22 protein-coding genes are annotated in these 23669 nt (G+C 63.1%); 11 read left to right on the top strand and 11 right to left on the bottom strand.

What is annotated here, in order from left to right:
• Positions 1-26: 26 nt before the first annotated feature.
• Positions 27-1997 (bottom strand): EAL domain-containing protein, encoded by a 1971-nt coding sequence (locus tag FJ426_RS11735; protein WP_140524959.1) that lies wholly within the window; start codon positions 1995-1997, stop codon positions 27-29.
• Positions 1998-2318: 321 nt separating this feature from the next.
• Between FJ426_RS11735 and FJ426_RS11730 the strand changes: the two genes are divergently transcribed.
• The 5 genes from FJ426_RS11730 (at position 2319) to FJ426_RS11710 (ending at position 7356) form a co-directional block, all read left to right on the top strand.
• Positions 2319-3353: a class I SAM-dependent methyltransferase gene (locus FJ426_RS11730; RefSeq protein WP_140496024.1), complete on the top strand. Its 1035-nt coding sequence runs from the start codon at positions 2319-2321 to the stop codon at positions 3351-3353.
• Positions 3354-3732: 379 nt separating this feature from the next.
• Complete coding sequence (locus FJ426_RS11725; protein WP_140556088.1) at positions 3733-4371, top strand: 50S ribosomal protein L25/general stress protein Ctc; 639 nt, start codon at positions 3733-3735, stop codon at positions 4369-4371.
• A 23-nt stretch (positions 4372-4394) separates the two neighbouring features.
• Complete coding sequence (gene pth, locus FJ426_RS11720) at positions 4395-5108, top strand: aminoacyl-tRNA hydrolase (protein WP_140496026.1); 714 nt, start codon at positions 4395-4397, stop codon at positions 5106-5108.
• Positions 5109-5203: 95 nt separating this feature from the next.
• Positions 5204-6307, top strand: a complete 1104-nt coding sequence (gene ychF / locus FJ426_RS11715; protein WP_140496027.1) for a redox-regulated ATPase YchF — start codon at positions 5204-5206, stop codon at positions 6305-6307.
• A gap of 80 nt (positions 6308-6387) precedes the next feature.
• Complete coding sequence (locus FJ426_RS11710; RefSeq protein WP_348642471.1) at positions 6388-7356, top strand: EamA family transporter; 969 nt, start codon at positions 6388-6390, stop codon at positions 7354-7356.
• 25 nt (positions 7357-7381) lie between these two features.
• Here FJ426_RS11710 and guaD read toward each other — a convergent pair whose 3' ends face one another.
• On the bottom strand, positions 7382-8746 hold the full coding sequence (guaD, locus tag FJ426_RS11705) for a guanine deaminase (protein ID WP_140561388.1): 1365 nt from the start codon (positions 8744-8746) through the stop codon (positions 7382-7384).
• A 135-nt stretch (positions 8747-8881) separates the two neighbouring features.
• On the opposite strand from guaD, the gene FJ426_RS11700 reads away from it, so the two are divergent.
• From FJ426_RS11700 to FJ426_RS11685, 4 genes are all read left to right on the top strand, one after another.
• Complete coding sequence (locus tag FJ426_RS11700; protein ID WP_140561389.1) at positions 8882-10216, top strand: solute carrier family 23 protein; 1335 nt, start codon at positions 8882-8884, stop codon at positions 10214-10216.
• Between the two features lie 268 nt (positions 10217-10484).
• Positions 10485-11459 carry a magnesium/cobalt transporter CorA gene (gene corA / locus FJ426_RS11695; RefSeq protein WP_140516906.1) on the top strand — a complete coding sequence of 325 codons (975 nt, stop codon included), beginning with the start codon at positions 10485-10487 and terminating at the stop codon, positions 11457-11459.
• 122 nt (positions 11460-11581) lie between these two features.
• Positions 11582-12052, top strand: coding sequence for a MaoC family dehydratase (locus FJ426_RS11690; protein WP_140496031.1), 471 nt, complete (start codon positions 11582-11584; stop codon positions 12050-12052).
• The gene (locus FJ426_RS11685) at positions 12049-12510 is read left to right on the top strand and encodes a MaoC family dehydratase (RefSeq protein ID WP_140561391.1); all 462 of its coding nucleotides are present in this window, start codon (positions 12049-12051) and stop codon (positions 12508-12510) included. Before FJ426_RS11690 ends, FJ426_RS11685 begins: the two co-directional genes overlap by 4 nt.
• A gap of 44 nt (positions 12511-12554) precedes the next feature.
• Here the strand turns inward: FJ426_RS11685 and FJ426_RS11680 are convergent, their stop codons facing one another.
• From FJ426_RS11680 to petA, 5 genes are all read right to left on the bottom strand, one after another.
• A complete protein-coding gene (locus tag FJ426_RS11680) occupies positions 12555-13100 on the bottom strand; it encodes an adenine phosphoribosyltransferase (RefSeq protein ID WP_140496033.1) in 546 nt (181 codons plus the stop codon).
• 192 nt (positions 13101-13292) lie between these two features.
• Positions 13293-14438, bottom strand: coding sequence for an alpha-hydroxy acid oxidase (locus tag FJ426_RS11675; RefSeq protein WP_140517004.1), 1146 nt, complete (start codon positions 14436-14438; stop codon positions 13293-13295).
• A gap of 186 nt (positions 14439-14624) precedes the next feature.
• Positions 14625-15497 (bottom strand): cytochrome c1, encoded by an 873-nt coding sequence (locus tag FJ426_RS11670; protein WP_140524913.1) that lies wholly within the window; start codon positions 15495-15497, stop codon positions 14625-14627.
• A 27-nt stretch (positions 15498-15524) separates the two neighbouring features.
• Entirely contained in the window at positions 15525-16826 is a 1302-nt protein-coding gene (locus tag FJ426_RS11665) for a cytochrome b N-terminal domain-containing protein (RefSeq protein WP_140496035.1), read from the bottom strand.
• A 16-nt stretch (positions 16827-16842) separates the two neighbouring features.
• Positions 16843-17403 (bottom strand): ubiquinol-cytochrome c reductase iron-sulfur subunit, encoded by a 561-nt coding sequence (gene petA, locus FJ426_RS11660; RefSeq protein WP_140496036.1) that lies wholly within the window; start codon positions 17401-17403, stop codon positions 16843-16845.
• A gap of 312 nt (positions 17404-17715) precedes the next feature.
• Here petA and FJ426_RS11655 point away from each other — a divergent pair, with 312 nt between their 5' ends.
• Positions 17716-18060: a cupin domain-containing protein gene (locus FJ426_RS11655; protein WP_140496037.1), complete on the top strand. Its 345-nt coding sequence runs from the start codon at positions 17716-17718 to the stop codon at positions 18058-18060.
• A 146-nt stretch (positions 18061-18206) separates the two neighbouring features.
• A complete protein-coding gene (locus FJ426_RS11650; protein ID WP_140496038.1) occupies positions 18207-19091 on the top strand; it encodes an alpha/beta hydrolase in 885 nt (294 codons plus the stop codon).
• On the opposite strand, the gene FJ426_RS11645 is transcribed toward FJ426_RS11650, so the two are convergent.
• Genes FJ426_RS11645 through FJ426_RS11630 form a run of 4 tightly spaced genes read right to left on the bottom strand, consistent with a single transcriptional unit; the run spans position 19072 to position 23656 of the window.
• Entirely contained in the window at positions 19072-19383 is a 312-nt protein-coding gene (locus FJ426_RS11645; RefSeq protein ID WP_140496039.1) for a DUF6665 family protein, read from the bottom strand. The two genes, FJ426_RS11650 and FJ426_RS11645, sit on opposite strands and share 20 nt — an antisense overlap.
• A 2-nt stretch (positions 19384-19385) precedes the next feature.
• A complete protein-coding gene (locus FJ426_RS11640) occupies positions 19386-19853 on the bottom strand; it encodes a GNAT family N-acetyltransferase (protein WP_140561394.1) in 468 nt (155 codons plus the stop codon).
• Between the two features lie 4 nt (positions 19854-19857).
• Complete coding sequence (locus tag FJ426_RS11635; RefSeq protein ID WP_140561396.1) at positions 19858-21741, bottom strand: ABC transporter ATP-binding protein; 1884 nt, start codon at positions 21739-21741, stop codon at positions 19858-19860.
• A gap of 13 nt (positions 21742-21754) precedes the next feature.
• Positions 21755-23656, bottom strand: a complete 1902-nt coding sequence (locus FJ426_RS11630; RefSeq protein WP_140561397.1) for an ABC transporter ATP-binding protein — start codon at positions 23654-23656, stop codon at positions 21755-21757.
• Positions 23657-23669: the final 13 nt, after the last annotated feature.

Here is a 23669-nt window from a genome sequence, read left to right as displayed (position 1 = left end):
GTCGGCGGGACCTGAGCCAAGCCTGATCAGGCGGATTTCAGCACGGTGAATGGGCGCTTGACGGTCCGCTTGGCCTGGAAACTCCCGGCCGGAGCGGGACGGCCGACATGAAAACCCTGGACCTTGTCGATGCCGAATTCGCGCATGAGAGCCATCTGCTCGTCCGTTTCCACCCCTTCGACCAGGATTTTGTGGCCGCGGTTTCGGACCAGGGCGACAATGTCCTGGAGCATTGCCTTGCCGTTCGGGGTGGCGCAGTCGTGAAGGAAGGAGCGGTCGATCTTCACCGTATCGAAATCGATCAGGCGAAGCCACGAGAGGCCAGCGAAGCCGGTGCCGAAATCATCAAGCCAGATCTTGATCCCCAGCAGCTTCAGGTCGCTGATGCAGCGAAGAATGTCCGAATGCATCTCCATCTCCAGCCCCTCGGTGATCTCGAAGGCCAGCCTGTTGCCGGTTACGCCGGTCTCGCCCAGGATGGTCGCGACCGACGCCGCGAAGCCGGGCGTCTTGAGCTGGATCGGAGAGACGTTGACGCTGACCACGCGCACATGATCGTGCGCCAGGAGCTCGGCGCACACAGTCCTGATGGCCCAGCGCCCGAGTTCCAGGATGGCGCCGGTTCGCTCCGCTACAGGGATGAACAGGCTCGGCGGAACCGATGTGCCGTCCAGCATTTTGAGGCGCATCAGGGCCTCCACCGCTTCAACCCGGTCCGTCGCGACATCCTGGATCGGTTGATAGACGAGTGAAACGAGATCCTGGCCGATCGCGATCTTCAGCAAAGCCGCAATGTTCTCGCTCTCGTCGCTGCTCTGGGGATCGGTTGGGTCGAACAGCCGGGCACAGTTTCGACCGCCTGCCTTTGCCAGATAGAGTGCGCGATCGGCCTCGTGGATGATCTTCTCCAGCTTGGCACCGGTCTGCCTCCTGGTGAATGCGGCGCCAACGCTTACCGTCACAACCGAGATACCGTCGCGCCGCAGTTCGTGGGTAAGCGCCAGATTCTCGACGGTGCGGCAGATGGCTTCCGCGATATCTATGATCTGATCCTTGTTCTCCATGCGGGCCAGGACGATGAATTCTTCACCGCCGTAGCGGCCGATCGAGCCATTGTATTCCCTGATCATATCCCGGAGGGCATTGGCGACATGGATAAGGCAACGGTCGCCTTCCTGGTGGCCGTAGCAGTCATTGAACTTCTTGAAGAAGTCCACGTCGATGAGCATCGCCACGAAACTGGTGCCGACCCTTTGCCACTCCCCCCAGTAGTCCCTGAGCTTTTCGTCGATCGCCCGTCGATTCTCCAGACCCGTAAGCGGATCGGTCCGCGACAGCCGCAGCAGGGCCTTGCCGCGTTCGGTGGCTTCCTTGTGCTGGATTTTGGCCTCCAGCGCGTTCAGGAAGACGTTGTAGCGCTCCTCGTTCAGCTTCCAGTTCACATAGGACGTGAATGTGAAGCACGAAACGTAGAAGGCGCCAAATACCATCTTGTATGTTACCGTGGCAGGCACAAAGTAATTCACGGCATACAAGACACACATAATGATGGTTGATGTCACGATCGATAAATTAAAACTGAATGTAAAGAATAGATTCGCACTCATCATGAAAATGGTGCCGAATACCATATAGTAGGCGACGCTTTCCTTGTCCGCGCTCATAAAGGCCGGGAACAACCAGCCGATATAGCCGAAAATGATGGCCCCGGCGCAAGTCACGTCGAGCCATTCCGTGGCCACTCCCCGGCGAAGTTGCGCCTCCAGGATCGACAGCGCGGTCACGCCGACGGCGAAGCGCGCCATGATCGTATAGGCCGCCACGTCCGGGATCAGCAGCAGATCCGTTGCCGAAAACAGGAGATAGATGGCCACGGCGATCCAAAGCCCGGGCCGGGCTTCCAGTCTTCGCTTCGCCTGGGCTTCCCTCCGGTAAAGGACGCGAAGCTCGTCGGGCCCCGGCTCGTAGCGGGCTTCGTACGGCTCTACATGCGCCATGTCGGCCAGTCTGGATGACACGCGTTCGCTCTCGACAAATCCTGGTTGAAGGGGATTTTGCGTTCCAAGTTCTTTTTTGGCTTCTGCCCCCACGCGGGCCAACTCCTTGGACGCGACGGCGACTGCGCACCTCGCACGACAATGCAACGGCGCGAAACAAATTTCGGTTAATTCAGGCCGTGAATCCAATGCGGTGGGTTTTAACGCGCGAACATGGTTGGCGGGAAATTAAGCATACCGTTAAAATGCGTTCGGGACGACATTGGCAAATCGAGCATTGTACGCAATAAGTTAACTGACTGTTAACTATGGAGTGCTCGAGTGCAAAGTGTCTTTGATGGCAAAAGCCTGATTACTGCCGAGATGATTGCCGGCAGTTTTCCTCGAAGAAAGCCCGAGCATCACGGCGAGGCGTTCGAAACCGCCCGCGCGGAACTCGCGCTCATTCTCCACGCGACACACCAGCAGGTCGAGGAAGAGAAAGACCCTGCCGAGATCGTTCGTCGCCTGCTGTCCTATCTCAACGCCCTGCGGGCCAAGGTTCACCCCGACGTTTGGCAGTCGTTGATCCCGGTGGCGCAGAACCATCCGATCCTTGACTACTTTCTCCAGGACCCGCTCACCCGGTGGTCATTCACCAAGCCCAGGGGCTATTCCGGCGACGCGCAGTTGCTTGACTACATCTATTGTGATCCGCACGTGGCCGAAAGCGTGGCGAGCGCCTCGGACACAGGGAAGGCACTCTACAGCCATACCAAGGACGTACCGTCCTGCGTGGCGGCGCGGGAACGGCGCGATCTCTTGACCCGGTATGTCGACGAGACGGCGGACAAGAGCGGACCGCAAGCCGAGGTCCTGGCGATCGCCGCCGGTCATCTGCGCGAGGCCAATCGTTCGACCGCCTTGGCTGAGGGCCGCCTCAAGCGTTGGGTTGCGCTCGATCAGGATCCCCAGAGCGTTGGATTGATCGCGCGAGACTTCCAGGGCACCGCGGTCGAGGCCGTCGACGGCTCGGTGCGGACCGTGCTCACCAGGGGCCACAAGCTGGGCAAGTTCGACCTCATCTACGCCTCCGGCCTTTACGACTACCTCCAGCACAACGTCGCCGTGAAACTCACGAAGACTTGCCTGCAGATGCTCAAGCCGAACGGCAGGTTCCTTTTTGCCAACTACGCCGAGGGCAATCCCGACGCCGGCTATCGGGAAACGTTCATGGACTGGGTGCTGCTGCTGCGCTCCGAGGCCGACATGTGGAACATCATCAATGCCAGCGTCGACCGCAACACCGTCGAGGCGCAGGTGTTCTTTGGCGAAAACCGCAACGTGCTGTATGGCGTCATCGAAAAGCGCGGATAGGGCAATTCCAGGAAAAATGTGCAGCGGTTTTCCCGGAGAAAGTGCGTAGCGCCTTCCCGGGCAATTGCCTAAGACAAAGAACTGGAGCGGGTCGGCGATCCTATCGACGCTGAACCGCTCCAGTGACAACCTTGGACCGGCGCCGGCGTGAAGCCTCGAGCGCTTTCGGCCGGGCGAGGCGTCCCGTCCCGGACCATTGCCTTTGGATGACTGCCTTTGGCTTGCACCTCCGGCCGCCTTCCGCTATAGAGCCGCCACCCGCGTAGACACCCTTGGAGGCAACGCGGCGGAAGGCCGCCTCACCCGGCGGCTTTCGACGTTTACGGTCCAGGCCCATTGCCAACCGCAAACGCTCCAGAACAACGCGAAAGGAAGTGCCATGAGCCACGATACTTACGAGCTCAAGGCCGAAGCGCGCGAACAGGTCGGTAAGGGGTCCGCCCGTGCAGTTCGCCGCAACGGTAAAGTGCCTGCAGTAATTTACGGTGACAAGCAGCCTCCCCTGGCGATCGCTCTCACCTACAAGGACATCTACTACAAGATCCACGGCGGCGGGTTCCTGACCACGATCGCCACGATCGATGTCGACGGCAAGAAGATCCAGGTCCTGCCGAAGGACTTCCAGCTCGACCCGGTCAAGGATTTCCCTGTCCATGTCGACTTCCTACGCATCGGCAAGGACACCGAGGTCAATGTCGACGTGCCTGTCCACTTCATCAACGAGGACAAGTCGCCCGGCATCAAGCGCGGCGGCGTGCTCAACATCGTGCGTCACGAGGTCGAGTTCCACTGCCCGGCCAATGCGATCCCGGAATTCATTACCGTCGATCTCACCGGCGCCGACATTGGCGATTCGATCCATATCTCGTCGGTCAAGCTGCCGGCCGGCGTCAAGCCCGTCATCTCCGACCGCGACTTCACCATCGCGACCGTCGCCGGTTCGTCGGCGATGAAGCCGGAGACGGAAGAGACGGTCGAGGCTGTACCTGAGGCGGCTCCCGCCGCCGAAGAGAAGTAACTTTTTCACGCCCGGAGCTGACGATGCCGCTTGTCTTTGCAGGCCTCGGCAATCCGGGCGCGAAATATGCCGCCAACCGGCACAATGTCGGCTTCATGGCGGTGGACGCGATCGCCCGCCGCCACTCCTTTTCGCCCTGGTCTAAGAAATTCCAGGGATTGATCGCCGAGGGCACGCTCGGCGGTGAAAAGATCATCCTGATCAAGCCGCAGACCTTCATGAACCTGTCCGGCCAGTCGGTCGGCGAAGCGCTGCGCTTCTACAAGCTCGGCCCCGGGGCGCTGACCGTCTTCTACGACGAGATCGACCTTGCCGAAGGTAAGCTGCGCATCAAGACCGGCGGCGGCGCCGGCGGCCACAACGGCATCCGCTCGATCGACGGCCATGTCGGCAACGCGTATCGGCGTGTGCGCATCGGTGTCGGCCATCCCGGCGTCAAGGAGATGGTGCAGCATCATGTACTCGGCGATTTCGGCAAGACCGACCGCGACTGGCTGGACCCGCTGCTCGACGCGGTCGCCGACAACGCGGCGATGATCGTCAAGGGCGACGAATCCGGCTTCATGAACAAGGCCGCCCTCGCCCTTCAGGGCAAGGCCGGCGTGGAACCGGAAAAGCCGGCGCCCAAGCAGCAAAGCCACATCCGCCAGGCACGGCCGCAACAGGCGCCCGCCAAGCTGCCGGAGAGCGGCCCGATGGCCGCCATGCTGAAGAAGCTGTTCGGCAACAAGGACTGAGCTCGGGTCCATACGGCGTTACAGGGCTTGACGTTCATCACCCCTATCGCCCATAGCCCTCACCAAATCTCAAATTCCCGATAGGACCGGACAAAATGGGTTTCAAATGCGGCATCGTTGGCTTGCCCAATGTCGGCAAGTCGACGCTTTTCAACGCGCTGACGAGGACGGCCGCCGCGCAGGCCGCCAACTACCCGTTCTGCACCATCGAACCGAACACCGGCGAGGTGGCGGTGCCCGATCCGCGCCTGCAGAAGATCGCCGCGATCGGCAAGTCGAAGGAGATCATCCCGACCCGCATCTCCTTTGTCGACATCGCCGGCCTGGTGCGCGGCGCCTCGAAGGGCGAAGGCCTGGGCAACCAGTTCCTCGCCAACATCCGCGAGGTCGATGCCATCGTGCATGTGCTGCGCTGCTTCGAGGATGACGACATCACCCATGTCGAGGGCCGCATCGACCCGGTCGCCGACGCCGAGACGGTCGAGACCGAGCTGATGCTCGCCGACCTCGAGAGCCTCGAACGCCGCATCGCGCAATTCCGCAAGCGCGCGTCCGGCAAGGACAAGGAAGCCTTGACCGTGCTGCCGATGATGGAGGCAGCGCTTGAGCTTCTGCAGGCAGGCAAGCCGACCCGCATCCTGCTCAACGGCATCTCGGCGGAAGACCTGCGCATTCTGCAAGGCTTGAACCTTCTGACCTCGCATCCCGTGCTCTACGTCTGCAACGTCGCCGAGGCTGACGCGGCCACCGGCAACGAGCACACCAGGGCCGTGGAGCAGATGGCCGCCGCGCAGGGCGCACGCACCGTCGTTATTTCGGCCGCGATCGAAGCCGAGGTTGCGCAGCTCTCCGACGAGGAAGAGATGGAATTCCTGTCCTCGCTCGGCCTCGACGAGCCCGGCCTGAACAAGGTGATCCGCGCCGGCTACGAATTGTTGCAGCTCATCACCTATTTCACCGTCGGGCCGAAGGAGACGCGCGCCTGGACTGTGCACAAGGGCGCCAAGGCGCCGCAGGCCGCCGGCGTCATCCACACCGATTTCGAGCGCGGCTTCATCCGCGCCCAGACCATCGCCTACAATGATTTCGTCACGCTGGGCGGCGAAGTAGCGGCCAAGGAAGCCGGCAAGGCGCGCGACGAAGGCAAGGAGTATGTCGTCCAGGACGGCGACATCATGCTGTTCAAGTTTAATACGTGATCCTTCGGTCATCTCCGCAGGGACCACAGACCGGAGCGTGAACAGACCAGGCCGGGTCGCATTCCCGACAGGGTAAGGCCGTGCACGGGCTGCCCTCGCTAGGCCTTTCCGCTATTGGCTCAGTGAACGCGGAAGGGGACCATATGAAAAGGACCATCCCGACCCTGATCGGTTTCTCGGCCATTCTGACCTGGTCGTTCCTCGCGCTGCTTTCGACCGCCGCGGGGCCGATCCCGCCCTTTCAATTGGCGGCAATGACGTTTCTGCTGGGAGGCTCAGTCGGGGCGGCCAGCTGGATTGTCCGCCCGTCGGCGCTCAAGTCGCTGCGGCAGCCATGGCAGGTCTGGGCAATCGGCACGGCAGGGCTGTGCATCTATCACTGCGCGTACTTTTTCGCCATCCAGTCCGCCCCGCCGGTCGAGGTGAGCCTGATTGCTTATCTCTGGCCATTGCTGATCGTCGTCTTCGCCGCTTTCCTGCCGGGAGAGCGGCTGAGGTCTCACCACATAGCCGGTGTGATGCTCGGCCTGGCGGGTGCCATCGTCGTCATCACCAAAGGCGGCAGCGTGGGCCTTGCTGACGGCGTGAAGCCGGGCCACGTCATTGCCCTGTTCTGCGCCTTCGTCTGGTCCGGTTATTCCGTCCTGTCGCGCCGTTTCGGCCAGGTGCCGACCGATGTGGTGGCGGTGTACTGCCTGATCACCGCGGCCGTGGCCTTCACTCTCCATCTCGCGCTCGAGATCACTGTCTGGCCGCAGACAATGACGCAATGGAGCGCTATCGTCATTCTAAGCGTGATACCGCTCGGCGCCGGCTTCTACGCATGGGACTATGGCTGCAAGCATGGAGACATCATGATCCTGGGCGCGCTTTCCTATGCCGCGCCGCTGTTCTCGGTGATCGTGCTGCTGCTGGCCGGATTCGGTATCTTTCACTGGTCTGTTGCGCTCGCTTGCGTCCTGATCACGGTCGGCGCGGTGATCGCTGCCAAGGACATGTTGCTGAAGGTGCAAAAACAATCTCTTACCGAGGAACCATCGCGCGCATAGGGCCAGATCTGCGACTGCGACGTGGCTACTGCCCGGCCACCGTCCTTCCGCTCACCCACACCGTGGCGATGTTGGCGCGTGCCGCGTTGAGCACGATCTTCTGGAAGACATCGTCGAGCGTGTCGTCCGCCGGGATGATGTGGATGTTCGAGGCCTTCGCCGTCGTGTCGATCAGCAGCGCGTCGAATTCATGGCCGACGCGAAAGCTGCCCGTCGGCAGGTCGAGCGCTTCGGCACCGCCGGCGGTGGCCAGCCAGAACGCCTCCTGATGCGTGATCGGCGCGCCGGGCGCGCCGCGCTGCGCCGCGTCCAGGCCGGCATGGACACCGCTCTGCAGCGTCCTTGAGGCTGACAGCGCATGCCGGCAGCCGTCGAAGAGCGACGGGCTGTAGCCGCCGGAAATGTCCGTCCCGAGCCCGACATGCATGTGCCGGTCAAGTGCGTCGCGCAGCGGAAACACCGCATTGGCGAAATAGAAGTTGGACAGCGGGCAATGCGCGACCCCAGCCCCCTTCCCCTTGATGAGGTCCATATCCCGCCCGTCGAGGAAGTTCGAATGCGCCAGGATGGTGTGGCGCGTCAGCAGGCCAAAACCGTCGAGGCTCGCCGCGTCGGTGCAGCCAAAGCGCGTCTCGACGAATTGCCTTGCCCAATCGCTCTCCGAGCAATGTGTCTGCACGTGGCAGCTAAATTCCGTTGCGAGTTCGCCCAGGCCTTGCAGCGCCGCATCCGTGCAGCTTGGGATGAAGCGCGGCGTGATCACCGGCCGGACCAGCGGTCTTTCGCCGGTATCCAACGATCTGACCGCCTCGATGAAGCGTCTGGTGTCGGAAATGGCGCTTGCCGCGTCGGCATCGCGATAGAAAGACGGGCACTGCTCGGGATCGTCCATCGCCACCTTGCCGACCAAAGCGCGCTGGCCCTTTTCGAGGCATATCTCGGCAAGCGCCAAGCTGGCCTCGACATGGACGGTGGCAAAATAGAGCGCCGTGGTGGTGCCGTTGGCGAGAAGATTGTCGACCAGGTCGGCATAGACCTCGCGGGCGTAGCCGGTGTCGGCATAGCGCGCCTCGAGCGGAAACGTATATTTTTGCAGCCAGACCTCGAGCGGCACGTCCAGTGCCTTGCCCATTTGGGGCCATTGCGGCGCGTGGATGTGCAGGTCGATCAGGCCGGGCAGCAGGAACTGGCCTTCGCCGAGCTCCACTAGGCTGCCCGCCTGGCGGGCATCGGTCTTCCTCGCCGCGTATTCGGGATGGCCGGGTGCGAGAATCTCCGCGATCCGTCCCTGTGCATCGATGCTGAACAGATGGTCCTTCAGCACCTCCAGCCGGCCGCGCTCCGGCGTGTGGAAGGCGGTGCCAAGCAGCGTGAAGGCCTCTCTTGTCATGGATCGCTCCGGTTGCGCTGGCGCGTGTGGCCGTTATTGCATGGCGCGCAAGAAAACAGTTGGCAAGCCTTTGCGCCGCTGTCCTTTGGCGCCGACTGATCCCATGATCGGCCGGGAAATTCCAGAGGGGACATCATGGAACGCACTGCACCGGAAATCACTTTGATTGCTCAGCCGGACGATCCGCTGCCACTGGGCAAGGCCGCCCTGCTCGGCCTCCAGCACGTGCTGGCGATGGATGTTTACATCGTGCCGTTCATCATCGCATCGGTCCTGGCCTTCAGCGCGGGCGATGCCGGCGCCTTCATCCAGTCAGCTTTCGTCGCGGCGGGCATCGCCACCCTGATCCAGTCGCAGCTTCTGATGCGCCTGCCGGTGGTGCAGGGGCCGTCCTTTGTGCCGATCGGCGCGGTGCTGGCTATCGCCTTCGGCGCCGGCGGCGGCATTGCCGGTCTTTCCGCGGTGATCGGAGCGCTCATTCCCGGCGCCATACTGGTCATGCTGCTCGGTTCGCCCACGGGAATCTTCCATCGCTTGGTAGACCGCTTTGTCCCGCCCATCGTCGGCGGCGCCATCATCATCGTCGTCGGCATCGCGCTGATGCCGGTCGCACTCCGCGAAAGCGTGTTCGCGGTCCACGGCACTGCCACCGTCGGCGGCAATATCATCCTTGCCTTTGTTGCGGCGGCGGTGCTCGTCGGCTGCATGCTGACCGGCATGGCACTCGGCGCAAAGGGCGCCTGGCTGCGCCTGCTCTCCGTAATCATCGGACTTGTGGCCGGCTGCGTGGCCGCCGCCTCCATGAGCCAACTCAACATGGGAGCGGTCTCCGAGGCGACCTGGTTTTCGATGCCGCGCATCGCCTTCCTCAATCTTGACGTGACGTTCTCGCTCTCGGCGACGCTCACGATGCTCATCGTCTATATCGTGGTCCTCGCCGAAACCACCGGCACCTGGTTCGCGGTCGGCGCCGTCATCGACAAGCCCCTGTCGAACGAACAGCTCGACAGGGGTGCCACCGGCGAAGGCCTCGGCTGCCTGGTCAGCGCACTGCTTTGCAGCACGCCGGTCACCGGCTATTCGTCGAATGCCGGCATCATCGCCATCACCGGTATCGCCAGCCGCGCCGCCTTCGCCGCGGCAGGCATCTTCCTGATCCTGTTCGGACTGATCGGCAAACTGTCGGCGGTGATCGCCTCGATCCCGGGCCCGGTCATCGGCGGCGTGTTCGGCGTGCTCTGCGTCGTCATCGCCATGAACGGGTTCCGCGTCGTGCGCGGCACGCCGCTGACGGAAAGGAACATGCTGGTCGTCGGCCTGCCGATCCTGATGGCCCTGTTTGCTACGCTTGCGCCGCCGGATTTCGTCAAGACGCTTCCCGATATCGTGCAGTACATTCTGGGCTCGTCCATCGCCTTTGGCGCCGTCTGGGCCATCGTGCTGCACCAGATCCTGCCGAGCGCCCGATAGGGGCATTCGCAGGCCGGCCCCCGCGGGTCCGGCCTGCTCTCCTCGATAAGCCCGAAGCGCGGTCGATGACCCGACCCGTCGAAGCTTTCATGCTGCCGGCTGCTCGACGAATTTTTCTGAGCGCCCCTGGTGTCGGCCCCAAGTCCGGCTTGTCTTGATTTTGTCATGCCGCAAGTCTAAGCGGCGGGCACAGCTCGGCGCACGAAGGCTAGTGCGATCCGATACGACGCAGCAATCCGAACGCGCTTTCCGGCAAGGAGATCTGGCGATGATCAAGGCTTTCGTCGTGGACAATGATCGCCTGCGTCTCACGGACGATCTCCTGGCCAATGGCGACAAGGTCGTCTGGGCCGATCTCTTCAATCCGACCAAGGACGAAGAGGCTACAATCGAGAATTGGCTCGGCATCGCCATTCCGACCCGCGAGGAGATGGAGGAGATCGAGATTTCCAGCCGCCTCTATATCGAGGACGGCGCCTACTTCATGACCGCCACCTTGCCCGCCCAGACCGACGTCGACGATCCCCTGATCTCGCCGGTCACCTTCGCGCTCGCCGGCAATAGGCTGGTCACCGTGCGCTATCACGAACCGAAAGCGTTCAAGACCTTCCCTTTGCGCGCCGAGAAGGTGGCGACTGGCTGCACCAGCGGCGACACCATCCTGATCGGCCTGCTGGAAGCGATCGTCGACCGGCTCGCCGACATCCTCGAGCGCGCCGGCCGCGACGTCGAAGCGATCTCGCGCGACATTTTCGAGGCGCGATCGACCAAGGTGTCGAAGCGCAACCGTGATTTCCAGGAACTCTTGAAGGGCATCGGCCGCAAGGAGGACATCGCTTCCTCCGTGCGCGACAGCCTGATCTCCTTGCAGCGGCTGGCCGGCTTCCTCGCCCATGTCGCGACCCAGGCCAAGATGAGCAAGGACGTCCGCGCCCGCATCAAGACCTTGTCGCGCGACGTGCTTTCTCTTGCCGACCACGCCACCTTCCTGTCGCAGAAGATCTCCTTCCTGCTCGACGCCACGCTCGGCATGATCTCGATCGAGCAGAACGCCATCATCAAGATCTTCTCGGTCGCCGCCGTCATCTTCCTGCCGCCAACGCTGGTCGCCTCGATCTACGGCATGAATTTCGACGTTATCCCCGAGCTCAAATGGGAGCTCGGCTATCCGTTCGCGATCGCCATGATGGTTCTGTCGGCGATCCTGCCCTTCTGGTATTTCCGCCGCCGCGGCTGGTTATGACGCAACGGCCGGCCGGGCGCCCGCGGCTGGCTCACCAGAAAGGGCTTGACCAAACGCCGTCCGGCCTGCATCCGGGTTGCCGATCCATGTGGATCGCGCGTTCGGCAACCGGATTCCACGCCATGACTGGAAAGACATGGGCCTATGAGGACTTCGTCGAAGGAGCCTCGTTCGACCTCGGCACCAAACAGGTGAGCGCGGCCGAGATCATCGAGTTCGCCAGCGAATTCGATGCCCAGCCGATGCATCTCGACGAGGAGGCCGGCAAGGCAAGCATCCTGGGCGGCCTCTCGGCCTCGGGCTGGCATACCTGCGCCATGTTCATGCGCATGCTATGCGATGCCTTCCTGCTGGACTCGACCTGCCAGGGCGCGCCCGGCGTCGATCAGGTCAAATGGAAGAAGCCGGTGCTGGCCGGCGACACGCTCAAGGGCAGCCTCGTCGTCCTGGCCAAGCGTCCTTCGAAATCGAAGCCGCAGCTCGGCTTCGTGACCATGCGCAGCGAGCTGGTCAACCAACGCGGCGAAAGCGTCTTCGAGCTCGAGAATTCCGTCATGTTCCTCACGCGCAATGCCGCGGGGAGCCTTGCATGATGCTCGACGAATTCTTCCGCGTCGGCACCACCGTTACGCTGGGCTCGCATACGTTCGAAGCCGAGGCGATCAAGGCCTTCGCCCGCAAATACGACCCCCAGGTCTTCCACGTCGATGAGGACGCCGCGAAGAAGAGCGTGTTGGGCGGGCTTTGTGCATCCGGCTGGCACACCGCCGCCACCTGGATGAAGCTCAACCTCGAAACCCGCATGGGCGCCGAATGGAGCGGCCCCGGCCCGACGCCCGAATTCGGCCCCTCGCCCGGCTTCAAGAACCTGAAATGGTTGAAGCCGGTCTATGCCGGACAGACCGTGACCTTCACCCGCACCGCCCTTTCCCACCGCGCGATCGCCTCACGTCCGGGCTGGCGGGTGCTGACCTTGCGCTCGGAAGCCTTCGATTCGACCGGCGACAAGGTACTGGAGTTCGAGAGCGCCGTGCTGGTCAAGGTGGAGTAGGCGCCTCTTCCTTCTCCCCAGGGGGAGAAGGAAGAACTGCTCTCTCAATGCCCCTCGAACCCGATCAGCGTCCGCACCGGCACGCCGAGCGCTTCCAGCTTGGCGCGGCCGCCGAGATCCGGCAAGTCGATGACGAAGCAGGCGGCAAGGATATCGGCGCCGATCTGGCGCAGGAGATTCACCGCCGCCTCCGCCGTGCCGCCGGTGGCGATCAGATCGTCGACCAGGATCACTTTCTCGCCCGGCGACACGCCGTCCTTGTGCATCTCCATCTCGTCCAGCCCGTATTCCAGGCTGTAGGCGACGCGCACTGTCTCATAAGGCAGCTTGCCTTTCTTGCGGATCGGCACGAAACCGGCGGAGAGCTGATGGGCGACGGCGCCGCCGAGGATGAAGCCGCGCGCTTCGATGCCGGCGATCTTGTCGATCTTCTCGCCGGCATAGGGATGCACCAGCTCATCGATGGCGCGGCGGAAAGCGCGCGCATTGCCAAGCAGCGTGGTGATGTCGCGGAACAATATGCCGGGCTTGGGATAGTCCGGAATGGTGCGGATGGCCGCCAGCAGCGTGTCTTCGAGCGAAGGTTTCATGAGGCGGCTCCGGGTGGTCCAGTTTCGGCGGAAAGGCGTGAAATGGCGCAGCGCCAAATCCTAACCCGGCGCGACCGACAACGGCTAGCGCGATGTGGCGGCCGAGACAAGCGCATCCGGCGAAAGGAGCATATAGGTCCAAGGGCTTGCCTCTGCCTGCGCTGCGATCTTTCGCATCGAAGCAATGGCCATCTACCGAAAACGCAAATTCCGGCGGGTCAACTGTTCGATCGAGCTGCACCCCATCAGCTTCATGCCGCGTTCGATCTCGATGCGCATCTGTTCGAGTGCGCGTTCGACGCCAGGCTGGCCCGCCGCCGCCAGCGGAAACAGATAGTAGCGTCCGACGCCGACGGCCTTGGCGCCGAGCGACAGCGCCTTTAGCACATGCGTGCCGCGCTGCACGCCGCCATCCATGAGGACGTCGATCTGGTCGCCGACCGCATCGACGATCTCGGCGAGCTGGTCGAAAGCCGCGCGCGAACCGTCCAGTTGCCGGCCGCCATGGTTCGACAGCACGATGCCCTTGCAGCCGATCTCGACGGCGCGTCTGGCATCCTCCACCGACATGACGCCCTTGAGGCAGAACGGTCCCGGCCAAAGCCTCACCATCTCGGCGACGTCGTCCCACGTCATCGACGGATCGAGCATTTCGGTGAAGTAGCGGCTGATCGACATCGTGCCGCCGCCCATGTCGATATGCTCGTCCAGCTGCGGCAGCTTGAACGCCTCATGCGTGAAATAGTTGATCGCCCAGGCAGGCTTCATCGCGAACTGCGCCATTCCCGCCAGGTTGAGCTTGAAGGGAATCGCAAAACCGGTGCGCTTGTCGCGCTCGCGGTTTCCCCCGGTGATGCTGTCGACGGTCAGCATCATCACTTCGACGCCGATCTCCCGTGCCCGCTGCATCATCGCCCGGTTGAGGCCGCGATCGCGATGGAAGTAGAACTGATAGACCTGCGGGCCGCTGCTGATTTTTCGGACTTCCTCGAGGCTGACCGTGCCGAGCGAGGAAACTCCGAACATGGTGCCGTATTTTGCAGCGGCCCTGGCGACCGCCCGTTCGCCCTGATGGTGGAACAGCCGCTGGAGAGCGGTCGGCGAACAGTAGAACGGCATCGCCAGCTTCTGGCCCATGACGGTCACCGACATGTCGATCTCGTTCACCCCGCGCAGCACGTTGGGAACGAGATCGCAGGTTTCGAAGCTCTCGGTGTTGCGGCGATAGGTGATCTCGTCGTCCGCCGCGCCGTCGATGTAGTTGAAGATCGGCCCCGGCAGCCGCCGCTGCGCCATGCGGCGGAAATCGGAGAAGTTGTGGCAGTCGCTGAGCCGCATCATGGAACCCCAAACGCCCTATAGGCGGCAAAGCTTTCGCCGCCGTCGGGGCGTCGAATAGCAATCGCCTGCCGCGCTGCCAACCGGCTTGTTCGACAACAAAGCGATCACCTCACGCGCCAGCCTCTTCGGCAAGCAAAAAGGGCGCTTCGCGGGCGCCCTTTCTTCAATCTCCGGCCGCGCGGCTTAGTGCGCGACTGCTTCCCAAACCTTGCGCTTGGTCATGTAGACCAGTGCGCCGAACAGGAGCAGGAACACCAGCACCCGGAAGCCGGTTTTCTTGCGGGCTTCCATATGCGGCTCAGCCGCCCACGCCAGGAAAGCGGCGACGTCGCGGGAGTACTGGTCGACGGTCTGCGGCGCGCCGTCGTCATAAGTCACCTGGCCGTCGGAAAGCGGCTTGGGCATCTTCAGCGACACGCCGGACATGAAGTACGGATTGTAGTGCGTGCCTTCCGGGATGACCATTCCAGCCGGAGGCGTCTGGTCGTAGCCGGTCAGCAGCGAGTGGATGTAGTCAGGGCCGCCGGCATCATACTGGGTGAAGATGTCGAAGACGAACTGCGGAAAGCCGCGCTCCACGCCCCGCGCCTTGGCCAGCAGCGACATGTCGGGCGGGGCTGCGCCGCCATTCGAGGCTGCCGCGGCTTCCTCATTGGCGAACGGCGCCGGGAAATGGTCCGACGGCTTGCCGGGACGGTCGAACATGTCGCCGGCGTCGTTGGGGCCGTCATGGATGGTGTACTCGGCCGCCAGCGTCTTGATCTGTGCGTCGGAATAGCCGAGGTCCGAAAGCGTGCGGAATGCCACCAGGTTCATCGAATGGCAGGCCGAGCAGACTTCCTTGTAGACCTTGAGGCCGCGCTGCAGCTGCGCCTTGTCATAGGTGCCGAACGGGCCGGTGAAGCTCCAGTCCATTTCCTTCGGTTCGTTGATCGGGAAATGCGTCGGCGCCGCCGCGTTATGCGCCTCTTCGGCCGCGGTCGCCCAGGTGCCCGTAGCCCCAAGGCCGGCGGCCACAAGGCCGATCAGCGCAAGCGAGGTGAGAATCTTTTTCATGCCAAATCCCCTTAGATTCTCTACCGCTCAGCCCTTGGTCTCAGGTGCTGCCGTGGCGCCCGCCGGATGCCCGCTGCCGCCCTTGTTCTTCTCGAGCACCGCCTCGGTGATCGAGTTCGGCAGCCTGCGTGGCGTCTCGATCAGGCCGAGCACCGGCATGATGATCAGGAAGAAGGCGAAGTAGAACAGCGTCGCCATCTGCGCCATGAACACGTAGCTGCCTTCCGCCGGCTGCGAGCCCAGCCAGCCAAGCAGGATGGCATCGGCCACGAACAGCCAGAAGAACAGCTTGTACCAGGGCCGGTAGACCGCCGAGCGCACCTTGGAGGTGTCTAGCCACGGCACCAGGAACAGCATGGCGATGGCGCCGAACATGCACAGCACGCCGCCGAGCTTGGAGTTGATCGGCCCGATGTTGAAGGTAATGGCGCGCAGGATCGCGTAGAACGGCAGGAAGTACCATTCCGGAACGATGTGGGCCGGCGTCTTCAGCGGGTTGGCGACCGTGTAGTTGTCGGGGTGGCCGAGATAGTTCGGCAGGTAGAAGACGAAATAGGCGAAGAAGAACAGGAACACGATCATGCCGAACGCGTCCTTGATGGTCGCGTAAGGGGTGAAGGCGACGGTGTCGGTCTTCGACTTCACCTCGATGCCGGTCGGGTTCGACTGGCCCACCACGTGCAGCGCCCAGATGTGCAGCACGACCACGCCGGCGATCATGAACGGCAGCAGGTAATGCAGCGCGAAGAAGCGATTGAGGGTCGGATTGTCGACCGCGAAACCGCCGAGCAGAAGCTGCTGGATCCAGTCGCCGACCAGTGGAATGGCGCTGAAGAAGCCGGTGATGACGGTGGCGCCCCAGAAACTCATCTGGCCCCACGGCAGCACGTAGCCCATGAAGCCGGTCGCCATCATCAGGAGGTAGATGATGCAGCCGAGGATCCACAGCAGCTCGCGCGGCGCCTTGTAGGAGCCGTAATAGAGCCCGCGGAAGATATGGATGTAAACCGCGACGAAGAAGAACGACGCGCCGTTGGCATGCATGTAGCGCAGCAGCCAGCCGGAATTCACGTCGCGCATGATCTTTTCGACTGAATCGAAAGCGAGATTGGTGTCGGACGTGTAGTGCATGGCCAGCACGATCCCGGTCAGGATCTGCGCCACCAGCATGATCGACAGGATGCCGCCGAAGGTCCAGGCATAGTTGAGGTTGCGCGGCACCGGATAGGCGACGAAGCTGTCATAGATCAGCCGCGGCAGAGGCATGCGCGCATCGAACCAGCGCTCGATACCGGTCTTGGGCGTATAGGTCGAGTGTCCCTCGCTCATCGAAATATCCCCTGCCTCAACCGATAAGGATCTTGGTATCGGAAATGAACTTGAATACCGGCACAGCCATGTTCTCGGGCGCCGGGCCTTTGCGGATGCGGCCGGCGGTGTCGTATTGCGAACCGTGGCAAGGGCAGAACCAGCCGCCGAAATCGCCTTCCTGGCCCAGCGGAATGCAGCCCAGATGCGTGCAGACCTGAACCATCACCATCCAGGCTTCCTTGCCGGGCGTGGTGCGGTTGGCGTCGGTCGCCGGCGCGTCGGCCGGCAGGTTGGCGTTGCGGGCGATCGGATCCTTGAGATCGGCGAGATTGACGGCCTCGCCGTCCTTCATCTCCTTTTCGGTGCGGTTGCGCACCACCACCGGCTTGCCGCGCCACTTGACGATCAGCGACATGCCCGGCGTCAGCGAGGAGACGTCGACCTCGACCGAGGCGAGCGCCAGCGTCGAGGCATCGGGGCGCATCTGGTCGATGAACGGCCACGCGACGGCGCCCGCGCCGACCACGGCGGCCATGCCGGTGGCGACGTAGAGAAAATCTCGACGGTTGGGATCCTGGGTGTCGGTTGCGCTCACGGGTGCCTGATCCTTTCGCCTCTTCCGTGCCGGTGGGCGAGCCTTGTTCCCCGCTCATTCACGCCAACCCGACAGCGCATGGCGAACAGGCTAGCGAATTCCTCCGGCATTTGGACTTCGGTTTATGCGTGAAGCCCGTTTTTGTCCAGACGGGTGAAGGCACAAGGGCAGATTGTCGCGGGGACGAAATCCGGCACCGCGCGACAAGGCGGCGGATGACCGTGAAACACCGCCAAACAGCCGGGAAACAGTAGCGAATCCGGGGGCCAGCCTCGCCTCGACACCTGGCTCCGGGGGGTCTATCCTGCCCCCATGGCGCATGTCATAGACCGCGAGGAATGGGCTGTTCGCCCCGACCGCTGGAAGGGCGAGTTGCAATGTGCCCCCTACGGTTCCAACTCCTGCCTGATCTTCAACTACCTGCCGGAGACCGGCGGCGGACCGCGCCTGCATTCCCATCCCTACGCCGAGATCTTCATCATCCGCCAGGGCATCGGCCTGTTCACGGTCGGCGGTGAGGAGATCGAGGCCTCTGCCGGCCAGATCGTCATCGTGCCGCCCGGCACGCCGCACAAATTCACCAATCTCGGCCCCGGCCCGCTGGAAACGACCGACATCCACGAGAACGGCACTTTCATTACCCAGTGGCTGGAGTGATCCAGGACCAGGTGATTCCTGGAAAAGCGCAATTCCTGGAAAAGTATGAAACGGTTTCCGTCCGCAAACGGGTCAAACAATCCAGCCCTGTCGGTCTTCCGATCGCCGCCTAGATCTATGGCATAGGCAGCCGGCAGGGTCAGGACATGCAAACCTCGAACATCGAAATCGAAGGGCTTAGCATAGCGATCCGCGAGGCGGGCCCGGCTGAAGCGCCTGCATTCCTGCTGCTGCACGGCTGGCCGCAAAGCTCCTATGCGTTCGAAGGGGTGATCGGCCGGCTGGCTGCCGAGTACCGTGTCGTCGCACCTGACCTGCCGTGCATCGGCGGCTCGCAAGGCATGCCTGAGGCCGGCGACAAGAGAACTCTGGCGAGGCTGATGAGAGGCGTTGCCGAGGCCTGCGGGCTGCGGCACCTCTTGGCGGCCGGTCATGATGTCGGCGGCCAGATCGTGTTCGCCCTGCTGCGCGACCATCCCGAGATCCTTTCCGGCGCGGCGATCATGGATGTCGCTGTTCCGGGTGTCGCGCCATGGGAAGAGGTCATTCGCAATCCGCGGATCTGGCACTTTGCCTTCCATGCCGTCCCGGCGCTGCCGGAAACGCTGGTGAGCGGCCACCAAAGCACCTATTTCGACTTCTTCTTCAATGTGCTTTCGAAGGATCGGACATCGATCCCGGCGCAGGCCAGGGAAATCTATGCGAGAGCCTATTCCCGGCCTGAAAGCCTCCAGGCCGGTTTCGATTGGTATCGCGCCTTCCCCGAAGATGCCAAAGCCAATGCTGCACGGCCCGCGACGCCTACAGCGATTCCGGTGCTGTATCTCAGGGGCTCGGCCGAGTCCGGCGACATCGGCGACTATGTCGAGGGCCTCAGGGCCGCCGGGCTGTCGAATGTCGAGGGCGACATCATTGCCGACAGCGGGCACTTCGTCCCCGATGAGAATCCCGAAGCGCTCGCCAGCCGCCTGGCGAGATTCCACAGGGAGATCGGCGCGGCAAGCGCCAACCCTACATGGCGCCGAGCCTGACCAGCACCGCCTTCGGGATGTTGTATTCGCGGATGACGGCATCGTGCTTTCGAAGGCCGCACAGTTCGCGCTGGATGAAGTAGCCATGCACCGCCACCGCCGCCTCCTTGAGCAGCCGGGGACGCAACTGCTCGTCGCCATTGTTGCGCAGTCGGGCCAGCGTTTCTTCGACGCGTTGTCCGGCGCGGCCGAGTGCCGCCGCCTTCTCGGCAAGGACTTCATGGCCGAGCGCGTCGAAGGCGGCTTCGGCGGCCGAGGCACTGGTCAGACGGGACGGCGGGCGCAGGGACATTTTCAACCTCCTTTCTCGAAGATCATCCGGTGCGTGACGAATTCTTCGCCCGCCACCGGCGCGAAGCCAAGCCGCTCATAGAAGCCGAAGGCTTCCTGCGGCGCACGGGTGTTGAGCACGGCGAAATAGCGGCGTGCCCTGTCGACAACGGTCTCGACCAGCATGCGGCCAAGGCCCGTGCGCCGATGGCGCGCGCCGACGAACAAATGCCGGACCCGGCCATGGTCCCTGCCCTCGAAATAGGGATCGATGTTCAGCCCGCACACGCCGGCGAGTTCGACGCCGTGCCATGCTCCGAACAGTGCCTCCCCCTGTTTCAGGAACTTGTTGCGGCCGCCTGCCCAGCCGTCGCGGAGCCGCACCAGCATCCAGTAGCCTTCCCGCCGGCTCTCTTCCATCAGCGCATCGAAGGCCGGTGTCGTCGGCCGCAGCCGTTTCAGCAGATAGTCGGTCTCATGCGTCGCGCCCATGCCGCTACTCCGCCGGCCGCGTCTCTTCCAGCACGGCTTCCTCGTGATAGAGGAAGCCGCCGGACTGACGCTTCCACAGCCGCGCGTAGAGCCCGTCGAGCGCCACCAGTTCGTCATGCGTGCCTTGTTCGACAATGCGGCCGCCGTCGAGCACGACGAGGCGGTCAAGCGCGGCGATCGTCGACAGCCGGTGGGCGATGGCTATGACCGTCTTGCCTTCCATCAGCCGCGTCAGGTTTTCCTGGATCGCCGCCTCGATGTCGGAATCAAGTGCCGAGGTCGCCTCGTCCAATATCAGGATCGGCGCATCCTTGAGGAAGACACGCGCGATCGCCACGCGCTGGCGCTGGCCGCCCGACAGTTTGACGCCGCGCTCGCCGACATAGGCCTCGTAGCCCTGTCGGTCGCGATTGTCGCGCAAGGTCAGGATGAAATCATGCGCCTCGGCTTTCCTGGCCGCCGCGATCACCTGCGCGTCGGTGGCGTCGGGCATGCCGAGTTTGATATTGTCGCGCAGCGAACGGTGGAAAAGTGCCGTGTCCTGACTGACGACGCCGATATTGGCGCGCAGCGAATTTTGCGTCACCTGCGAGACATCCTGGCCGTCGATGGCGATCTTTCCGCCTTCGAGTTCGTACAGCCGCAGGATAAGGTTGGCGAGCGTGGTCTTGCCGGCGCCGGACGGCCCGACCAGCCCGACCTTCTCGCCCGGCCGCACCACGAGATCGATGCCGTTGAGCACGCCGAACCCCTTGCCGTAGTGGAACTCGACATTCTTCACCTCGATGCGCCCGCCGGCCACGACCAGTTCCCGGGCGTCGGGTGCGTCGACCAGACCGAGCGGCTGCGAGATCAGCGCCTTGGAATTCTCCAGCACGCCGAGATTGCGCAGGATGCTGTTGAGCTGCATCATCAGCCGGCCAAGCAGCATGTTGAGCCGCAGCACCAGCGACAGTGTGAAGGCGACCGCCCCGACGGTGATCGAGCCCTCGACCCAGAGATAGACGGCAAAGCAGCCGATCGCCGTGATCATGATGCCCGACAGCGTCGTCAGCGCCATGCGCACGCCGGTCAGCCGGCGCGTGAACGGGCGCAACGCGTCGAGATAGATGTCGAAGCCGCTCCTGATGTAGCGGTCGTCGCCATCGGCGGAGAACAGTTTCAGCGTCTGTACGTTGGAGTAGGAATCGACGATGCGGCCGGTGATCATCGACCCCGCCTCGGCGGTCGCCTCGGCATGTTTGCGGATTGCCGGCAGATAGAGCCTGGCCAGCCAGGCGAAGGCCGCGATCCAGATCACCACCAGCACTGCGAGCCTGATATCGAGCCCCGCGACCAGCGCCAGCGTCGTCACCGTATAGACGATCATGAACCAGACGACCTCGATGAAGCTTTCCATCAGGTCGCCGGTCGCTTGCCCAGCCTGCCAGACTTTTGTCGCGATGCGGCCGGCGAAATCGTTCTGGAAGAAGGAGTAGGACTGGCGCGACACGTGCCGGTGCGCCTGCCAACGCACCAGATTGTAGAAGCCAGGCGTGATTGTCTGCTCGTCGACCAGGGCCGACAGGCCGACGACGATGGTGCGGACGACCAGCACCACGACGATCATGAACACAAGTTCCGGCCCGGCGGCCGTCCACAACGCATGCCAGCTGCGTTCGCCGGGAAGCTGGTCAAGGATGTCGACCAGCCGCCCGACAAAGTAGAACAGCCCGGCCTCGACCAGCGGCGCGATGCCGCCGATGACCAGCATGGCGAAGAAGGCGAACTTGGCCTGGCCGACATAGTGCCAGAGAAAACCGGCGACGCCGGACGGCGGCCGAAGATTCGTGGGCTCCCTGAACGGATAGACCCAGTTCTCGAACCAGCGATAGACGGCTGTCATCATGCGGCGGCGGCCATCATTCAGCGGCTTGTCCCTTTGCGCCAACGTCATTGGCAACAACGTCGCTTGCGGCACCGATCGGGCCGTCATCCAGCAGGAAACCGCCCGACTGGCGCTGCCAGAGCTGCGCGTAGAGCCCGCCCCTGGCCACCAATTCCTCGTGCGAACCTTCCTCGATGACGCGTCCCTGGTCCATCACCACAAGCCTGTCCATCGCCGCGATGGTCGACAGCCGGTGGGCGATGGCGATGACGGTCTTGCCTTGCATGAGCTTGTAGAGGTTCTCCTGGATGGCCGCTTCCGCCTCGGAATCCAGCGCTGACGTCGCCTCGTCAAGGATAAGTATGGGCGCGTCCTTCAACATAACGCGAGCGATGGCGATGCGTTGCCGCTGGCCGCCGGACAGTTTGACGCCGCGGTCGCCGACATAGGCGTCGAATCCCTTGCGGCCGCTATGGTCCGAAAGCCCGGCGATGAAGTCCAGCGCCTCGGCGCGCCGCGCAGCCTCGACAAGCATGTCGTCGCTGGCGTCGGGCCGGCCATAGAGGATGTTTTCGCGCACCGAACGATGCAGCAACGAGGTGTCCTGCGTGACCATGCCGATCTGGGCGCGCAGCGAATCCTGTTTCACCGCTGCGATCTCCTGGCCGTCGATCAGGATACGGCCGGCTTCGAGGTCGTAGAACCGCAGCAGAAGATTGACCAGCGTCGACTTGCCGGCGCCGGAGCGGCCGACAATGCCAACCTTCTCGCCCGGCTTCACCGCCAGCGACAGGTTCTCGATGACGCCCTTCTGCTTGCCATAGTGGAAGCGGATGTCCTCGAAGCGTATCTCGCCTTTGGAGACCGTGATCTCCTTCGCACCGGGCCTGTCCTCGACAAGGCGCGGCAGCGAAATCGAGGCGATGCCGTCCTGCACCGTGCCGATATTCTCGAACAGGCCCGACATTTCCCACATGATCCACTGCGACATGCCCCACATCCGCAGAACCAGGCCGATGACCACGGCGACCGCGCCGATCGTCACCGCCTGGCCCAGCCACAGCCACAACGAGATGGCGGTAACCGAGAACAGGAGAAGCGCATTCAGGATGTAGAGCGAGCCGAACAGCACCGTCACCAGCCGCATCGACCGGTAGACCGTGTCGAGAAAGCCCATCATGCCCTCCTTGGCGAAGGAGGCCTCGCGGCGGGCATGGCTGAACAGCTTGACCGTCTGGATGTTGGAGTAGCTGTCGACAACGCGGCCGGTCATGACCGAGCGCGCATTGGCCTGTTCCTCGCCGACCTTGCCCAGCCGAGGAATGAAATAGCGCAGCAGAAGGATGTAGCCGACCATCCACACGCCGAGCGGTGCGGCCAGCCGCCAGTCGGCCGAGCCGACGATGAGCAGCATGCCGAGGAAATAGACGATGACGTAGTTCAGGACGTCGATCACCTTGATCACGCATTCGCGCACGGCGAGCGCCGTCTGCATCAGCTTGGTGGCGATGCGGCCGGCGAATTCGTCCTGGTAGAAGCTCATCGACTGCTTGAGCAGATAGCGATGCACCTGCCAGCGGATACGCATGGGATAGTTGCCCATCAGCGTCTGCTGGTTGAGCAGCGAATGCAGCCATACCGTGCCAGGCAGCGCGAACAGCACGATGAAGGCCATGCTGGCGAGCTTCCAGCCCTCCGTCTGCAGGAAGGTTTCGCGGTTCTGCGCCGAAAGCCAGTCGACGATGCGGCCGAGGAAGCCGAACATCCACACTTCCGCGATGGCGATTGCCGCCACCAGCACCGCATCGACAAGGATATAGGGCCATGCGCCGCGCGTGTAATGCAGGCAGAAGGCAACCAGGGTCTTGGGCGGCTCGACCGGCTCCGCGGCCGGGAACGGATCGAGCCTTTTTTCAAACCAGCTAAACAACAACATAGGTCATGCTCAT

The organism is Mesorhizobium sp. B2-6-4 (assembly GCF_006441495.1).
Classification (GTDB): Bacteria; Pseudomonadota; Alphaproteobacteria; order Rhizobiales; family Rhizobiaceae; genus Mesorhizobium.
Note: the sequence above shows the minus strand (reverse complement) of the source record. Positions and strands in the feature narration are given on the sequence as shown.

Excerpts from the sequence above, each read along its gene's own strand:
- FJ426_RS11635 (WP_140561396.1), bottom strand. The coding sequence starts at position 21,741 with ATGATGACAGCCGTCTATCGCTGGTTCGAGAACTGGGTCTATCCGTTC.
- FJ426_RS11725 (WP_140556088.1), top strand. The coding sequence starts at position 3,733 with ATGAGCCACGATACTTACGAGCTCAAGGCCGAAGCGCGCGAACAGGTC.
- FJ426_RS11650 (WP_140496038.1), top strand. The coding sequence starts at position 18,207 with ATGCAAACCTCGAACATCGAAATCGAAGGGCTTAGCATAGCGATCCGC.
- FJ426_RS11665 (WP_140496035.1), bottom strand. The coding sequence starts at position 16,826 with ATGAGCGAGGGACACTCGACCTATACGCCCAAGACCGGTATCGAGCGC.
- guaD (WP_140561388.1), bottom strand. The coding sequence starts at position 8,746 with ATGACAAGAGAGGCCTTCACGCTGCTTGGCACCGCCTTCCACACGCCG.
- FJ426_RS11735 (WP_140524959.1), bottom strand. The coding sequence starts at position 1,997 with ATGGCGCATGTAGAGCCGTACGAAGCCCGCTACGAGCCGGGGCCCGAC.
- ychF (WP_140496027.1), top strand. The coding sequence starts at position 5,204 with ATGGGTTTCAAATGCGGCATCGTTGGCTTGCCCAATGTCGGCAAGTCG.
- pth (WP_140496026.1), top strand. The coding sequence starts at position 4,395 with ATGCCGCTTGTCTTTGCAGGCCTCGGCAATCCGGGCGCGAAATATGCC.
- corA (WP_140516906.1), top strand. The coding sequence starts at position 10,485 with ATGATCAAGGCTTTCGTCGTGGACAATGATCGCCTGCGTCTCACGGAC.
- FJ426_RS11645 (WP_140496039.1), bottom strand. The coding sequence starts at position 19,383 with ATGTCCCTGCGCCCGCCGTCCCGTCTGACCAGTGCCTCGGCCGCCGAA.
- FJ426_RS11685 (WP_140561391.1), top strand. The coding sequence starts at position 12,049 with ATGATGCTCGACGAATTCTTCCGCGTCGGCACCACCGTTACGCTGGGC.
- FJ426_RS11630 (WP_140561397.1), bottom strand. The coding sequence starts at position 23,656 with ATGTTGTTGTTTAGCTGGTTTGAAAAAAGGCTCGATCCGTTCCCGGCC.
- FJ426_RS11670 (WP_140524913.1), bottom strand. The coding sequence starts at position 15,497 with ATGAAAAAGATTCTCACCTCGCTTGCGCTGATCGGCCTTGTGGCCGCC.
- FJ426_RS11640 (WP_140561394.1), bottom strand. The coding sequence starts at position 19,853 with ATGGGCGCGACGCATGAGACCGACTATCTGCTGAAACGGCTGCGGCCG.
- FJ426_RS11655 (WP_140496037.1), top strand. The coding sequence starts at position 17,716 with ATGGCGCATGTCATAGACCGCGAGGAATGGGCTGTTCGCCCCGACCGC.
- FJ426_RS11680 (WP_140496033.1), bottom strand. The coding sequence starts at position 13,100 with ATGAAACCTTCGCTCGAAGACACGCTGCTGGCGGCCATCCGCACCATT.
- FJ426_RS11700 (WP_140561389.1), top strand. The coding sequence starts at position 8,882 with ATGGAACGCACTGCACCGGAAATCACTTTGATTGCTCAGCCGGACGAT.
- FJ426_RS11690 (WP_140496031.1), top strand. The coding sequence starts at position 11,582 with ATGACTGGAAAGACATGGGCCTATGAGGACTTCGTCGAAGGAGCCTCG.
- FJ426_RS11675 (WP_140517004.1), bottom strand. The coding sequence starts at position 14,438 with ATGCGGCTCAGCGACTGCCACAACTTCTCCGATTTCCGCCGCATGGCG.